The following is a 14794-nucleotide window of genomic DNA, read 5'->3' as shown; positions in this document are numbered from 1 at the left end:
TTGAGTGAACCGGCAACCAATTAGAACCCTTCATCCATGTCGTCCGCCAAAGGGCCCGCATTCAGCGCCGACAGGATTCCTGCCAAATCGACCGCGTTGCTCTGCGGCCCCCGGCACACGGGCAGACAGCGGGGACCGTTCGGGCCGCCCATGCGGCGCAGGAACGGGGTGAGGATCGGTTTGGGGCCGATCTCCACCACGTGGGTGGGGCGTTGTTCGGTCAGCAGGGCGCGGGCCGCGTCGGCGAAGCGGACCGGGGCGGTGATCTGGGTGCCCCAGTACGGGGCGTCCAGAGGGCCGTCGTAGTCACGGCCGTAGACCGTGGAGTAGTACGGCAGCGCGGGCGCCGATGTCGGCATGCGGCGGGCCAGGGCCTCCAGGCGGGGGGTCACCGGGGCCATCAGCGGTGAGTGGAAGGCGTGGGTCACCTTCAGGAAGGTGCTGGCGATGCCGATGTCCGCGAGGCGTCGACGGGCCCGTTCCAGGCCCGCGATGTCGCCGGAAAGCACCGTGGCGCGGGCCGCGTTGATGGCGCCGATGGACACCCCGGGTTCCTGGGTGGCCGCCTCCGCCGCCTCGAACGGGTCGGCACAGGTCGCCATCATGCCGCCGCCGGCCGGCAGGTGCTGCATGAACGAGCCCCGGGACGCGACCAGTTCGGCCGCCGTCGCCAGCGGCAGCGCACCGCTGACCGTGGCCGCCGCGAACTCCCCGACCCCGTGCCCCAGTACGGCCACCGGCCGCACGCCCTCCTCCAGCAGGGTCGCCGCCAGCGCGTACCCGACGGCGAACAGGGCGGGCTGGGCGAGCGCGGTCTGGTCGATCAGCGGGTCCCGGCCTAGCATCAACTCCACCATGGAACGGCCCAGATGGGGCTCCAGTGCCTCGTCGGCCTCGGTGAGGTGGTGGCGGTAGGCCGTGCAGTGCGCGTACAGCCCCGCCGTCATCCCCGGATGCTGGCAGCCCTGCCCGGTGAACACGAACGCGGTGCGGATACGGCCCTCGGAGCGGGCCACGCGGTCCCGTCCGGCCAGCCGCCGGGCGAGATTGCGGATCGTGATGTACGGCCACACCTCCACGGGGTGGTCCGGCAGCGGCCCGAACGCGTCCTCCGCGTCGCCGAACAGGCCCAGCAGGGCCACGGAGTCCAGACCGCACTCGATCAGCGGCATGTCCTCGCGCACTTCCCGGCGGACGCGCTCACCGATCCGCTCCGTGAGCCACTCGACATAGCCCTGCTCGTCCGGCCGATCCCGCCCCGGTCCACTCACCTTCTGCTCCTCTCGGATGCGTTCACCGACTGCGTGCCGTGCGTGCCGCGCGCGGCCGCCGGGCCACCGGCAGCAACTCCCCGTCCAGCCGCTGGTGCAGGGGCTTGATGCCGCCGTTGAGGAACAGCCTCCGGGTGGCCGCCCGCTCCACCTTCCCGCTGGTCGTGCGGCGGATCGTGCCCGGCCGCACCAGCAGCACGCCGTCCACGCTGACCTCGAACTCCTCGGCCAGGCACCGCTCCACGTCACCGACGAGACCGTCCAGATCGAGGTCGTAGCGCTGCTGGGTGCGCAACTCCTGCACCATCACCACCCGTTCGCGCTCGCCGGGGACGGAGAAGGCGGTGCCGGTGCCGAACAGGACGCTGATCCGTTGGACGGCGTGCTCCAGGTCCTGCGGGTACAGATTGCGGCCGGCCACCACGATCATGTCCTTGAGCCGGCCCGTCACATGGAGCAGGCCGTCGCAGAGCGCGCCCAGATCACCGGTGCGCAGATGGCCGCCCTCGCCGTCCGCGGTGACCGCCTCGAACACCGCCGCGGTCGCGGTCCGGTCGCGCCAGTAGCCCCCCGCCACCCCGCCGCCCCGGACCCAGATCTCGCCGATCTCGCCGTCCCCCAGCACCCGCAGCGACTCCGGGTCGACGATGCGCACCTCGCCGCCGCGCGGGCGGCCGCAGGCCACCAGCGTCCGCGTCGGCCGGTCCCCCCGCGGGTCGCGCAGCGCATGCCGCTCCAGCGCCTCACCGTCCACGGCCCGCGTCACCGGGCCCGCACCGGTGCGCCCGCCGGAGACCAGCAGGGTCGCCTCGGCCAGCCCGTAGCAGGGCAGCAGCGCGTCGGCGCGGAACCCGGCCGGGGCGAAGCGCTCGGTGAAGGCTCGGCCGGTCGCGGCGGAGACCGGCTCACCGCCCGAGACCGCGGCCCGCCAGCCGGTGAGGTCCAGCCCCGCGAGCTGCTCGTCGGTCACCCGGCGCGTGCACAGCTCATAGGCGAAGTCCGGGGCGCCGCTGACCGCGACGCCGTACCGGCCGATCGCCTCCAGCCAGCGCGCCGGGCGCTTGAGGAACGCCGCTGGTGACAGCAGGACCGAGGTGCCGCCCAGCGACAGCGGGAACAGCAACTGGCCGACCAGGCCCATGTCGTGATGGAACGGCAGCCAGCCCCCGACGCGCTCGCCGGGCTCGCCGCCCACGGCCTCCTCGATCGCCTTGAGGTTCGCCAGCAGGTTGCCGTGGGTGACCACCACGCCGCGCGGGGCGCCCGTGGAGCCGGAGGTGAACTGGAGATAGGCGACCGTGGCCGGGGACAGCTCGGGCATCCGCCAGGAGGCGCGCACCGGTACCGCGTCGGCGGCCAGGCACGGCACCGAGCCGTACCCGCAGGCTGCCAGCAGCCTGGAGACGTCGGGGGCCAGCGCCGCGTCCGTGAAGGTCGCGCAGGGTGCGACGGCCTTGACGATGCCCGCCACCCGCTCCGCGTGGTGGCGGCCGCCGCCGGTCGGCGGGGCCGGGACGGCGATCGCGCCGGCGTACAGACAGGCCAGGAACGACACGGTGAACTGGCGGCGCGAGGTGTGCATCAGCAGCACCCGCTCGCCGGCCGCGCCCCGCGCCTGCAGCCAGCCCGCCAGTTCCCGCGCGGCCGCGTCCAGGGCGCCGTAGGAGACCCGGGCCGGACGGCCGCGCTCCTCGCTCTCGGGCAGCAGGAGCAGCGCCTCGCGCTCGGGCGTCGATGCCGCTCTGTCGAGTATCAGGTCCGTGAAGGTGCGGTGGTGGGTCATAGGGGTCCCCCTGGCAGATCTTCCGTCCGGGCACCCGACCCGTCATTCGGGCACCCGGACCCATCCTGAAATCGAACGTAATGTGCGGCTCATAGAGGGACGCTCGACCCGGACTGGTCCGCGGGGCACGCTCAGCGGCGCGACCAGCCGACCGGCGGACGTGGGCGGGGGCGCCCGCCGCCCCAGCCGGCCTTGCGCGCGGGCTCGTCGAACACCCCGTCCGCGCCGTCCGGTTCGCCCTCCTGACCTGCGGCCGCGCGGAGTCTGGCGAGCAGGACGGCGGTCACCGCGGCGAGCTCCTCGGCGGTGGGGTGTCCACGCACGATGGCGAGAGAGAAGGGAGCGTCCATGCTCCGCAGCTTGTCGCCGCCCCCTCGAGACCTGCTCGGGAAACGGCGGGGAGGGGCGGCGCGGGCGAGGAGGGGGGCGGGCGAGGAGGGGGGTCGGGCGAAGCCCGGCTTGCCGTCGGCGGCTGCGGCGGAGTCAGGTGAGCCAGCCGGGGCGGTTGAGGCGGCTGGGTCGCTTGAGGTGCCGGGGTGACGGGGTCGGTTGAGGTGGCGAGGTGGGCGGAGTTGGTTGTGGCGGCGGGGGGCCGAGTTGGTCAAGGCTGCGGGGGTAGGGCGGAGTTGCTCGAGACGCCGGGAGGTGGCGGAGTTGGTCGAGGTGGCCAGGGCGGAGTCGGTTGAGACGGCGGGTGGGCCGAGTTGGTCGAGGCGGCCGGGGGGGCATGTCCTCCGAGCCGACTGAGGCGGTTGGGTGGGGCGGGGCTCTGGGATCGGCGAGGATGGCGGAGCAGTCGAGGCGCCGCCGCCAGCCGGTGAGGTGATGTCCCGTCAGCTTGCCGGCAGGGGCCTGGCGTGTAGTTCCGTGATGTGGGCCGTGACCGTCAGCTTGGTGCGGCGGTCCAGGTAGGCGGACGTGGTCAGGACGCGGTCGCAGGACTCGGTGTCCCGCCACCACAGCACCCCGGTGTAGACGCGTGGGTCGACCACTGAGCGGAGCAGGTCGCTGCCGCCGTAGCCCTCGGCGGTCACGCACGAGCCCACCAGCGCCCCGAAGTCCATCTCGAAACGGGCCGGTTCGCTCTCCACCACGGCCTCCACCAGCACCAGCCGCCCCGCCTCGGCGATCGGTACCGCGGCGGGCATCTGGCCCACGCTGACCGCCAGTTGGTGCCCGACGTCGGCCAGCGCGGTCAGGGAGGCGAGGTGAGGCAGGTAGCTCTCGTCGTGGGTGGCGCGCAGCAGCGCGTCCATGTCCTGCCATCGCTCAAGGCGTACGTAGTCACCGTCCCGGTTCAGCAGCCGCAGGGTGAGGCCGGCCTCGAAGCCCTTCAGACCCTCGCGGTGCCGGGCGTGGGCACGTAGACCGGCCTCCACCACCTCCGCTCGGTCGACCGCGGTGAACCGCTGTACCGCGCTCACCCGGCGGCTCACCAGACCCTGGGGCATCGGCCCGACCCACCTCTCTCCCCGCATCCGCGTCCGCCCGCGCGTCACGCGGGCACGCGCCACCAGTCGACCACGGATCGCTCGAATTTCCCTTGAACGCCGAACAAGCAACCTTTGAAAGCCGAACAGGCACCGCCGCCACGAGGGTTCCTCGAGGACCCGACGAGCGCGCGCGGGGACCGTCCTCGTCCGGACAACCGAGCCTGGACAACCGAGCCCGGACAACCGAACCGAAGGAAGGGACGTCCATGACCATCACCGACGAGGTCGACCGGATCCCCGGCGACATCGGACGCGCGCTCGCCCGCACCGCGGTCGACCGCATGCTCCGACCGGTCTGGTACGCGCTGGTCGCCTACGGCGGCATGTGGCTGGGCGGCGTGGACTTCGACCAGGACGGCACACCCGTGCCGCGCCTGGCCCTCGTCCACGACGCTCCGGAGCCTGCCCGGGAGGACTTGAGGGCCTCTTGAGTCACGCCGGTTAGGGATGGGGCCGAGCGGCAACCGATCGAGGACGGAGACAGCCATGACCACGGTGGTGAACAGGGCGGAAGCCGCCGAGCGGGCCGTGCAGGAACGTATAGCGCGGCTCGAGCACCAACTCGGCGATCTCGACGACCCTGGCAACCCGCTGGGCGCGGACCACTTCCTCGCCGCCGACGGCCGGCAGCGGCTGCTGCCGGCCGCCGAGCGGCTCCTCGACGAGTTCGGTCTCAACGCCGAGTTCGTACCGGGCGAACTGGGCGGCCGGCTGGACCGGCTGGACGTGCTCGCCCGGGTGCTGCGGGCGGTCTTCCGCCGGGACGCGGCACTCGGCCTCGGCTACGGGATGACCTCGTACCTGGCGGCGGTCACCGTGTGGGCGGACGGCACCGGACAGCAGCGGCGGCAGACCGCCGAACTGCTGCTGTCCGGCGGCCGGATGGCCTGCGCCTACCCCGAACCCGTCCCCGGCAACGACTTCCTGCACAACCGGCTCACCGCGCGCCGCGACGGCGGCGGCTATCTGCTCTACGGCCGCAAGGAGGCCCTCAACAACGCGGTCCGCGTCGACTCCCTCGTGGTGTTCGCGCACACGCCCGAGGCCGGCGAGGACGCCCAGACGGCGTTCCTGCTCCCGGGCCCGGCAGCCGCCGGTCCCGGTGTCACGCTGCTGCCCCGCCGCCGTACCAGCGGCATCCGCGGCTGTGTCGTCCAGGGCCTGGAGTTCACCGGCCACCGCCTGGACGCGGATCGGCTGCTCGGACCCGAGGGCGGCGGCGGCCCCATCGCCGAACGCGCCTTCCCCATCACCCGCGCCACCGGCACCTCCATGGCGCTGGGCTGCGCCGACACCGCGCTGCGCACCACCGTCGCCTTCGCCCGCGCGCACCGCTCGCGCAGCCGCGCCTCCCTCAGCAGCGCCCGCACCCGCTCCGCGCTGGTGGACGCCTTCACCGACCTGCTCGTCTGCGACTGCCTGGCGCTCGTCGCCACCCGGGCCGTGCATCTGCTGCCCCGCGAGAGCCGCACCCTGAGCGCCGTCGTGAAGTACCTGCTGCCCACCATCCTCACCGAGATGGTCTACGACCTGTCCATCGTCCTGGGCTCCGAGGCGTACGCCACTACCGGCAGCTACGGCCTGTTCCAGAAGGCCGCCCGGGACCTGCCGATGATCGGGCTGGGCAGCGCCGGAACCGCCGCCAGCCGGTCGGCCATCGTCGAACACCTGCTGCGCGTCCCCGAGTTGGGGGAGTCGGCGCAAGCACTCGACGCGGGGTCCGGCGCCCGGCTGTTCGACCCGCACGGCCCCGACCTGCCGCCCGTACGGCCCGAGCAGCTGGCCCTGGCCGCCGACGGGGATCCCCTGCTCGGCTCGCTGCCGGAGACGGTACGGCTGGCCCGCGCCGCGAGCGGCGAGTTCGCCGGGGCGCTGGGCACGGCCGCCGACGCCCTCGCCACCGAACTGCGGCTGCTGCGCGAGGACTGCGCCCGCCTCGCCGCCCGCCCGGCAGGCCGCGCCCTCAGCCCCCGCGCCTACGCGCTCGCCGACCGCTACGCCCTGATCGCCGCCGGCGCCGCCTGCCTCGGCGTATGGCGGCACGGCAGCGGACTGCTCGCCGAACCGGCCTGGGCCGCCATGGCGCTGGCCCGGATCGTCGGCCGGCTGGACCGCACCGCCGTACACACCCCCGAGTCCGGAACCGAACACCTGCTGACCGAAGTCCTCGACCGGTTCGACGACGCCCGCAGCTACGACCTGTACGCGACCCCGATAGGCCGATGAGGAGAGGCATCCCATGAACCACACAGCCGGCACCGAAGAGAACCAGGCCGGTCATGACGGCGACGTGAGTGGCACAGCACTGGCCGTGCTGGTCGAGGAGGTGGCACGGATACTCGACCGGCCGCCCGCCCGGCTCGGCCCCGACCTGCACCTCCAGCACGACCTGGGCTTCGACTCGGTGATGCTGCTGCAGCTCAAGGGCCGCCTCGAGACGCGCTTCGAGCCGCTGCGCGAGGCCGCCCTGCCCGACATGCTGCTCGGCGTGCAGACCCTCGCCGCCCTGGCCGGCCGGCTGGAGCGCCTGACCGGACTGCCGGTGGCGTGATGCGGCCGCTGTGCAACCGCGGCCCCGCGGACTCCTGGCTGCCCGTCCGACGCGAACTCGACTCCTCCGGTACGGCGGTCGTGTACGCGGCGGTCGCCGACTGGCTGCCCGACGACCTCGCGCGGCCCGACCTGGTCGCCGCCCTCGGCCGCGACCACCGGCGGCTGCGGGAGATGACCCACGTGCCCAACCGGTCCCGCTTCGTCACCTCCCGGCTGCTGCTGAAGTCCGCCGCCGCGGCCGTGCTCGGCACCTCGCCCGACGAACTGGAGCTGGCCTACAAGCCCGGCGGACGGCCCCATCTGCGCGGGGTCGACCAGCTCGACGTCAGCCTCAGCCACACCGAGGAACTGCTCGTCGTCGGACTCACCCGCAACGGCCGCATCGGCGTCGACATGGAGAACGCCGACCGCCGCATGCTGGGCCTGGGCACCGAACGGCAGGTGTGCACCCCGTACGAGCTCGAAGCCCTGGAGAGCGTCCCCGAGGACCGGCGCAACCGGGAGTTGGTACGGCTGTGGACGCTCAAGGAGGCCTACAGCAAGGCCATCGGACAGGGCCTCAGATTCCGCTTCACCGAGTTCGGATTCACGCCCGAGGACCAGCAGGTACAGATGCTGCGCCCCGACGGCACCCCCGGCGCCGGCTGGGAGTGGAGCTTCCACAGCTGGCTCGCCGAGGACACCTACACCCTCAGCGCGGCCGTGTACGACCCCGGGTTCTCCGGCCGCCGGGAGGCCGCGCCGGGCCGGCCGCTGTTGCCCGCGTTGGCCGATCCCCGTCGCTCCGGTTGAGCGAGCGTTGAGCCGCCTTCCAGGTGGTGCGGTGACCCTCGGAGCCCGCACCCGCCGAGCGGTGCGGGACCGAAGGGGGGTCTTGGTGCATCGATATCTCGCGGTGCGGCCGAAGGCCGGCGCCACCGGCACGCGGCTGCTGTGCTTCCACCACGCCGGCGCGGGCGCCCTGTCCTTCGCCGGCTGGCTCAATCGGGTCGGCGCCGGGGTGTCGGTGCTGCCGGTACGGCTGCCGGGGCGGGAGACGCGGGTGCGCGAGCCGCGGATCACCGACCCCGGGCAGCTGGTCGAGGAGCTGCAACACGACCTCGGGCCGCTGCTGGAGGAGCCGTACGCCTTCTACGGGCACAGCATGGGCGCGCTCGTCGCCTACCGGTTCGCCCAGGCCCGTCTCGCGGCCGGACTGCGGCCGCCCCGGCTGCTGCTGGTCGGCGCGTGCAGCGCCCCCCAGCTGCCGTCGGCCCTGCTGGACCGGGCCGACCTGGACGGGCTGGACGACGAGCGGCTGATGGCGGCGATGACGGACGAGGAGAGCATGCCCGAGGCGCTGCTGCGGCGGCCCGACCGGCTGCGCACCACCCTCGACACCCTCCGGGCCGACCTGCGGCTGGCCCAGGGGCTGCGGAAGGCGCCGATCGTCCGACTGCCGTGCCCTGTCGAGGCGTTCGCCGGCACGGACGACCGCATGGTGACGATCCCTCAGGTCCGGGCCTGGGAGCACTGCACGAGCGCGGGCTTCCGGCTGCGGACGGTCCCCGGAGCGCACTTCTTCGTCCGCGGACGCGAGGTGCCGCGAGCCGTCGGGCAGGCGCTGGACTCCGCGGCGCCCGTGACGACCGGCTGACCCACATCGTTCCCGAAGGAGTTTCGCGGATGGACATCAGCGTCCTCGGCCCGTTCCGGGCCACACTCGCCGGCGTGCCGGTGCACCTCACGGCCGTCAAGCCACGCAAGGTCTTCGCGCTGCTCGCCCTCCAGGCGGACGAGGTCGTCTCGGTCGCCTCCCTGGTGGAGGAGGTGTGGGGGGAGAGCCCGCCCCGCAGCGTGCAGACCACCCTGCAGACGTACATACTCCAGATCCGCCACGTCATCGGCGCGGCTCTCGGCGAGGAGGAGGCCGAGCTCCCGCACGGGGCCAAGAGCGTGCTGGTCACCGAACCCGGCGGATACCGGCTGGACACCCAGGGCGGACTCATCGACGCCTGCGAGTACGACGCGCTGTCCTCCGTCGGGCACCGGGCCCTGCAGCGCGGGGACTGGGCCGAGGCCTCCTCGTACTTCGGCCGGGCGCTGGCCCTGTGGCACGGCAGGGCGCTGGCCGACGTGCAGTGCGGGCCGCTGCTGGAGGTGGAGGCCACCCGGCTCGACGAGTCGCGGATGAGCGTTCTTCACGGCCGAATCGAGGCGGACCTGAGGCTGGGCCGCCACCATGAGCTCGTCGGCGAGCTGTCCGGGCTCGCCGCCCGGCATCCCCTGCACGAGGGTCTGCACGAGCAGTTGATGCTCGCGCTGTACCGCGCGGGCCGGCGCAGTGACGCGCTGGAGGTGTACCGGCACCTGCGGACCGCGCTCAACCAGAGCCTCGGCCTCGACCCCTCGCCCGGCATCGAGCATCTGCACCGCGCGGTGCTCGACTCCTCCCCGCACCTCGACCCGGTGGGCGCGTCCGCGAACGGCGTCCCGCTGCTGGCGAGTCCATGACCGGCCTGTCTGTCCTGCCTCCCACAACCCCACGTCCCAACACCCCGAGTCCGCACACCCCGACCGAAGGACCGAAAGGAACCATCGTGAGCGACATCACCCTGGCCGAACTCGGCGAGCTGCTGCTCGAATGCGTCGGCGCCCCGGAGGAGGGCATGGCGTTCGAGGGCGAGGACGCCCTGGACACCCCCTTCCTGGAGTTCGGCTACGACTCCCTCGCCCTGCTGCAGGTCACCAGCGTGATCAACCGCAAGTACGGCATCGTGCTCGACGACGACGCCGTCGGCGAGGCCGAGACCCCGCGCCTGCTGCTCCAGCTGATCGCGGCGGCACCGCGCGCCGGGGCGATCCGGTGACCACCGGCACCGAAGTGTCCATCCAACTCCCGCCGGGACGGCGGGTGTTGGTCACCGGGGGTACCCGGGGGATCGGGCGGGCGACCGTGCTCGCCTTCGCCCGTGCCGGTGCCCGGCTCGTCGTCGCCCACCGCGGGGACGGCGAGGCGGGGGACCGGCTGCGGGGTGAACTCGACGCGCTCGGCGCCGAGTTCACCCTCGTCGCGGCCGATCTGACCGGCTCGGCGGGGGCCGCGCGGCTGGCCGACGTGGTGCGGGAGCGGCTGGGCGGCCTGGACGTCCTGGTCAACAACCTGGGCGTCGACGGGCACGTCCCGTTCGAGAAGCTCACCGAGGACGAGTGGCACCGGGTGCTCGACCACAACACCACCTCGGCGTACCTCGTCACCCAGTCCGTGCTCGACCTGCTCGGCGACGGCGCGTCCGTCGTCACCATCGGCGCGTCCGTCGCCCTGCGCGGCCGGCCCCTCGGCGTGCACTACAGCGCCTCCAAGGCGGCCCTGGTCGGCTTCACCCGCGCCCTCGCCAAGGAGCTCGGCGGCCGGGGCATCCGGGTCAACCTGGTCGCCCCGGGCGTCACCGAGACCGAGCCCGGCGGCGGACTGCCGCCCGGGCTCGTCGCCCGCCTCACCGCGTTGACGGCACTCGGCAGGCTCGGCCGGCCCGAGGACGTCGCCGGGGCAGTGCTCTACCTGGCCGGCGACTCGGCCGCGTACGTCACCGGCACCACCATCGAAGTAGACGGAGGAATCTGATGCCCTACGCCGCCATCACCTACCGGGTCAAGCCCGGCCACGAGGAGGAGATCGCCGAGATCTTCGCCGGTTTCCAGCGGGTGGACACCCCCGACTTCACCGGCGACGACGGCGACGCCGCCGGGCGGCTGCTCGGCACCGGCGTGTTCATCAAGGACGACGTCCTCGTCCGGGTCATCCACTACGAGGGCGACTTCGCGGCCATCGGCCGGCACATGGCCGCGCAGAAGGGCGTGCACATCCTGGAGACCAAGCTCGCGCCGTACCTGTCCGTGCAGCGAGAGACGGACACCACGACGCCCGAGGGCTTCGCGGCGCACTTCCGTGAGGCCACCATGCGGCCCATCGCGCAGCTGACCGTGGAGAGCCACCCCGCGGGGGCCGGCACGTCATGACCGGGCTCGAAGGCGTTCTCGGGGTCGCCGCGCTGCTCGGTGGCGGCGTCACCGCGGGCGTGCTGTTCGCCGTCGCGCTGAGCGTGCTGCCGGCGCTGTTCGCGATGGAGACCGGCACCTATGTGTACGCGCACAAGCTGCTCGGGCGGAACTGGGACCCCACGATGCCGGTGATCGTGCTGAGCAGCACCCTCGTCAACGCGGTGCTGGCCGTGGTCGCCGGTGGGGCGGCCCGGCCGCTGTTCGCGGTCGCGGCGGTGCTGCTGCTGGGCGTCTCGGGTGTCTCGCACCTGTGCAACGTGCCCATCAACCGGCGGGTCAAGGCGATCGACGACCCGTCCGTCATCCCCGCCGACTGGGAGGACCCGCGACCGCTGTGGCGCCGCTGGCACCTGCTGCGCACGACCCTGGCGGTGGTGGCGCTCGCCGTCACGGCGGCGGGAGTCACGGCGCTCTGACAGCGCCCCATGGTGCGGCGGCCGTACGTGTGCCCGTACGGCCGCCGCACCATGTCCGTGTCAGGCCGCGCTCGGGATGTCCCGCACAGAGATCTGCGCGACCGTGTTCAGCAGGCTGCGCTTGAAGGTGGCGACGAAGCCCTCCACCGTGTCGGTGTCCCGGGGCTTGCTCAGGTACGGCTTCAGCTTGGCCTCGACCTCGCGCACCCCGGGCTGTGACGCCATGTGCCGGGCCACGGCCTCCAGGTCGCCGGTGTACTCGATGACCCGTACCAGCGTGTCGTCGCGCAGGAAGACGGCGGTGGCCAGGATCGTGCCGGCCGCCTCCCCCCGCTCGTCCTGAACCCGACTGCTCCGCACCCGCTTGAAGTCCCCGAATATCGCGGCGAGTTCGGCCTCGTACCCGGGCCTGATGTCATACGTGATGGCTGCGAACGGCATACCAGTCCCTCACTAGATCGGGGTTGTCCCCGCCACGACACCCCACCCCACACGAGAACGACTCGAACCGAGCGGGGCGTGACGGGCCCGCTGACTGGTCCGTGTGCGGACACGATCCAGGGACGGGACGCCGGCCACGCCGCTTGCCGTTTGCCGCACGGTGTCGGGCGCCATGCCGGGCATGTGCACGCCGGGTGATGCCGTAGCTTGGGCGGTCACCGAACGTTCCCTCCTGCCCGCGCGGGGAGCGGCAGGGAGTCGGGGTCGGGGTGCGGGTGGTCTGTGGGCGCGGCGACCACACGCCCCGCCCACCGCCCCGTACGGCTGTCCGCGCCGCCCATGCCACGCTGCCCGGGCCCCCGCACCGCGCGGTGGTCCGTGTTCCCGCGCCTGGCGCCCGCACTGTGCGGTGGTCCGTGTTCCCGCGCCTCGCCCCCGCACCGTGCGGTGGTCCCTGCTCCCGCGCCTCGCCCCCGCACCGCACCGCGGTCCGCGCTCCCGCGCATCGCTCGTCGCACGGTGTGACGGGACGTCTTTGCCGCGGGGGCGCTTCGGTGCTCGGCCAGGTCGGCCCGTTCGTGTTCCCGTTGCTGTCCCCGTCCGCCGGACCGCCGGGGGCGTGTCCGAACTGGCCGGCGCTGCAGGGTGATTCAAGTGGGTCTGTAGTCCGCGGTGGGACGTTCCCCGTCGACCGCCCCGCCGAGGGCCGGTGTTCATCGGGCAACCGGACCAGGAGGTACTCCGTGCACCGCACCCTGATCGTCGCCAAGCTCCGTCCGGACAAGACGGACGACATCGCGAAGATCTTCGACGAGTCGGACGGCACCGAGCTCCCGCACATGATCGGTGTCAGCCGCCGCACCCTGTTCAAGTTCCACGGTCTCTACTTCCACCTGGTCGAGGCCGACGAGGACATCAGCGCGAACCTCTACCGCGCCCGCAGCCACCCGCTCTACGACGACATCAACACCCGGCTCGCGCAGTGCGTGGAGCCCTACGACCCGGACTGGAAGGAGCCCAAGGACGCCATGGCCGAGCCCTTCTACGTCTGGACCAAGGACGGAGGACGGATCCAGTGACCACCGCCATCAGCCGCACCGTGAAGGTGTCGTCGCACGAGGTCGAGGCCAACACCAAGCGCGGAGGCGACCTCCGCGTCACCCTCAGCCCCAAGACCGTGGGCTGCACCTCGGGTTTCGGCGGCGTCATGACCCTCGAGCCCGGTGACTGGGTCACCGAGCACTACCACCCGTACTCCGAGGAGTTCCTGCACGTCATCGACGGCACCCTGGAGATGCGCCTGGACGGGCAGCAGGTGAGCCTCACCGCCGGCGACTCGCTGCTCGTGCCGATCGGCGTCCGTCACCGTCTCGTCAACACCGGTGACATCACGGCCCGTTGTTCCTTCCACCTGTCGCCCCTCGCGCCGCGCCCCGAACTCGGCCACGTCGACACCGAGCAGGCGCAGCGCCCGGAGCAGTCCAACCCGGACGTGGGTGGGACGCCGTGACCCGTCGGGCCGTCATCACCGGGGTCGGCGCGGTCGCGCCGGGCGGCGTGGGCCGGGAGGCGTTCTGGCGCACGCTGTCCGAGGGCCGTACCGCCACCCGGCTGATCTCGCTCTTCGACGCGGGTGCCTTCCGTTCGCGGGTCGCCGCCGAGGTGGACTTCGACCCGGCCGCCGCCGGCCTGACCCCCCGGCAGATCCGCCGGATGGACCGCGCCGCGCAGTTCGCCGTGGTCAGCGCCCGCGAGGCGGTCGCCGACAGCGGCATCGAACTCGCCGCCCTGGCCCCCGAACGCGTCGCCGTCTCCATCGGCAGCGCCGTCGGCTGCACCATGGGCCTGGAGGAGGAGTACGTCACCCTCTCCGACAGCGGCCGCAAGTGGCTCGTCGACCACGAGTACGGCGTACCGCACCTGTACGGCTACATGATTCCCTCCACCCTGGCGGCCGAGGTCGCCTGGGAGGTGGGCGCCGAGGGCCCGGTCGCGCTGGTCTCCACCGGCTGCACCTCGGGCCTGGACTCCATCGGCCACGCCGTGCAGCTGATCGAGGAGGGCTCCGCCGACATCGCCGTGGCCGGTGCCACCGACGCCCCCATCTCACCCATCACGTCCGCCTGCTTCGACGCCATCAAGGCGACGACGCCCAACAACGACGACCCGGAGCACGCCTCACGCCCCTTCGACGGCGACCGGGACGGCTTCGTGCTCGCCGAGGGCTCCGCGGTGCTGGTGATCGAGGAGCGCGAGGCCGCCCTCGCCCGGGGCGCTCGGATCTACGCCGAGATCGTCGGCTTCGCCGGGCGCAGTAACGCCTACCACATGACCGGACTCAAGCCGGACGGCCGGGAGATGGCCGAGGCGATCACCGTCGCCCTCGACCAGGCCAGGCTCGACCCGACCGCCGTCGACTACGTCAACGCGCACGGCTCGGGCACCAAGCAGAACGACCGGCACGAGACCGCCGCGTTCAAGCGGTCGCTCGGCGACCACGCCTACGACATCCCGGTCAGCTCCATCAAGTCCATGGTCGGCCACTCGCTGGGCGCCATCGGCTCCATCGAGGTCGCCGCCTGCGCGCTCGCCCTGGACCGCCAGGTGGTGCCGCCGACCGCCAACCTCAAGACCAAGGACCCGCTGTGCGACCTGGACTACGTCCCGGTCACCGCTCGCGAGCACGCCATGGACGTCGTGCTCAGCGTCGGCAGCGGATTCGGCGGCTTCCAGACCGCGATGCTGCTGGCCCGTCCGGGCACCGCGGCGGCCGCGGCCGGAAGGAGTGACTGAGCG

Annotated in this window: 18 protein-coding genes; 13 read left to right on the top strand and 5 right to left on the bottom strand. The window is 72.9% G+C overall.

Features of this window, described 5'->3' with window-relative positions:
* Nucleotides 1–20 precede the first annotated feature (20 nt).
* From ABZZ74_RS37075 to ABZZ74_RS37060, 4 genes are all read right to left on the bottom strand, one after another.
* Nucleotides 21–1271, bottom strand: a complete 1251-nt coding sequence (locus ABZZ74_RS37075) for an acyltransferase domain-containing protein (protein ID WP_356772622.1) — start codon at nt 1269–1271, stop codon at nt 21–23.
* Nucleotides 1272–1293: 22 nt separating this feature from the next.
* Nucleotides 1294–3054: a fatty acyl-AMP ligase gene (locus ABZZ74_RS37070; RefSeq protein ID WP_356772620.1), complete on the bottom strand. Its 1761-nt coding sequence runs from the start codon at nt 3052–3054 to the stop codon at nt 1294–1296.
* A gap of 131 nt (nt 3055–3185) precedes the next feature.
* Nucleotides 3186–3404, bottom strand: coding sequence for an acyl-CoA carboxylase subunit epsilon (locus ABZZ74_RS37065; protein WP_356772618.1), 219 nt, complete (start codon nt 3402–3404; stop codon nt 3186–3188).
* Between the two features lie 483 nt (nt 3405–3887).
* Complete coding sequence (locus tag ABZZ74_RS37060) at nt 3888–4505, bottom strand: hypothetical protein (RefSeq protein ID WP_356772616.1); 618 nt, start codon at nt 4503–4505, stop codon at nt 3888–3890.
* A 248-nt stretch (nt 4506–4753) separates the two neighbouring features.
* On the opposite strand from ABZZ74_RS37060, the gene ABZZ74_RS37055 reads away from it, so the two are divergent.
* The 10 genes from ABZZ74_RS37055 (at nt 4754) to ABZZ74_RS37010 (ending at nt 11557) form a co-directional block, all read left to right on the top strand.
* On the top strand, nt 4754–4978 hold the full coding sequence (locus ABZZ74_RS37055) for a hypothetical protein (RefSeq protein ID WP_356772614.1): 225 nt from the start codon (nt 4754–4756) through the stop codon (nt 4976–4978).
* A gap of 55 nt (nt 4979–5033) precedes the next feature.
* Nucleotides 5034–6773: an acyl-CoA dehydrogenase gene (locus ABZZ74_RS37050; protein WP_356772612.1), complete on the top strand. Its 1740-nt coding sequence runs from the start codon at nt 5034–5036 to the stop codon at nt 6771–6773.
* Nucleotides 6774–6786: 13 nt separating this feature from the next.
* On the top strand, nt 6787–7098 hold the full coding sequence (locus ABZZ74_RS37045) for an acyl carrier protein (protein ID WP_356772610.1): 312 nt from the start codon (nt 6787–6789) through the stop codon (nt 7096–7098).
* Nucleotides 7098–7892, top strand: a complete 795-nt coding sequence (locus ABZZ74_RS37040; protein ID WP_356772608.1) for a 4'-phosphopantetheinyl transferase superfamily protein — start codon at nt 7098–7100, stop codon at nt 7890–7892. The genes ABZZ74_RS37045 and ABZZ74_RS37040 overlap by 1 nt, the downstream gene beginning before the upstream one ends.
* Before the next feature lie 85 nt (nt 7893–7977).
* Nucleotides 7978–8736, top strand: a complete 759-nt coding sequence (locus tag ABZZ74_RS37035) for an alpha/beta fold hydrolase (protein ID WP_356772606.1) — start codon at nt 7978–7980, stop codon at nt 8734–8736.
* 29 nt (nt 8737–8765) lie between these two features.
* Complete coding sequence (locus ABZZ74_RS37030; protein ID WP_208781004.1) at nt 8766–9593, top strand: AfsR/SARP family transcriptional regulator; 828 nt, start codon at nt 8766–8768, stop codon at nt 9591–9593.
* Nucleotides 9594–9679: 86 nt separating this feature from the next.
* Entirely contained in the window at nt 9680–9949 is a 270-nt protein-coding gene (locus tag ABZZ74_RS37025; RefSeq protein WP_133048856.1) for an acyl carrier protein, read from the top strand.
* A complete protein-coding gene (locus ABZZ74_RS37020) occupies nt 9946–10704 on the top strand; it encodes an SDR family oxidoreductase (protein WP_356772603.1) in 759 nt (252 codons plus the stop codon). Before ABZZ74_RS37025 ends, ABZZ74_RS37020 begins: the two co-directional genes overlap by 4 nt.
* Nucleotides 10704–11099, top strand: coding sequence for a SchA/CurD-like domain-containing protein (locus ABZZ74_RS37015; RefSeq protein WP_356772601.1), 396 nt, complete (start codon nt 10704–10706; stop codon nt 11097–11099). Before ABZZ74_RS37020 ends, ABZZ74_RS37015 begins: the two co-directional genes overlap by 1 nt.
* Nucleotides 11096–11557: a DUF1772 domain-containing protein gene (locus tag ABZZ74_RS37010; RefSeq protein ID WP_356772599.1), complete on the top strand. Its 462-nt coding sequence runs from the start codon at nt 11096–11098 to the stop codon at nt 11555–11557. The genes ABZZ74_RS37015 and ABZZ74_RS37010 overlap by 4 nt, the downstream gene beginning before the upstream one ends.
* A gap of 60 nt (nt 11558–11617) precedes the next feature.
* On the opposite strand, the gene ABZZ74_RS37005 is transcribed toward ABZZ74_RS37010, so the two are convergent.
* Nucleotides 11618–11998 carry a SchA/CurD-like domain-containing protein gene (locus ABZZ74_RS37005; protein ID WP_356772597.1) on the bottom strand — a complete coding sequence of 127 codons (381 nt, stop codon included), beginning with the start codon at nt 11996–11998 and terminating at the stop codon, nt 11618–11620.
* 743 nt (nt 11999–12741) lie between these two features.
* On the opposite strand from ABZZ74_RS37005, the gene ABZZ74_RS37000 reads away from it, so the two are divergent.
* From ABZZ74_RS37000 to ABZZ74_RS36990, 3 genes are read left to right on the top strand one after another with little or no spacing between them, the layout of a single operon-like run.
* The gene (locus ABZZ74_RS37000) at nt 12742–13077 is read left to right on the top strand and encodes a TcmI family type II polyketide cyclase (RefSeq protein WP_133048852.1); all 336 of its coding nucleotides are present in this window, start codon (nt 12742–12744) and stop codon (nt 13075–13077) included.
* Nucleotides 13074–13508, top strand: a complete 435-nt coding sequence (locus ABZZ74_RS36995; protein WP_133048851.1) for a cupin domain-containing protein — start codon at nt 13074–13076, stop codon at nt 13506–13508. Before ABZZ74_RS37000 ends, ABZZ74_RS36995 begins: the two co-directional genes overlap by 4 nt.
* Nucleotides 13505–14791, top strand: a complete 1287-nt coding sequence (locus tag ABZZ74_RS36990; RefSeq protein ID WP_133048850.1) for a beta-ketoacyl-[acyl-carrier-protein] synthase family protein — start codon at nt 13505–13507, stop codon at nt 14789–14791. The genes ABZZ74_RS36995 and ABZZ74_RS36990 overlap by 4 nt, the downstream gene beginning before the upstream one ends.
* The last annotated feature ends 3 nt before the right edge of the window (nt 14792–14794 follow it).

Origin of the sequence: Streptomyces sp. NPDC006476 (assembly GCF_040612015.1) — a bacterium.
In the GTDB taxonomy this organism is placed as follows: Bacteria; Actinomycetota; Actinomycetes; order Streptomycetales; family Streptomycetaceae; genus Streptomyces; species Streptomyces griseorubiginosus_B.
Note: the sequence above shows the minus strand (reverse complement) of the source record. Positions and strands in the feature narration are given on the sequence as shown.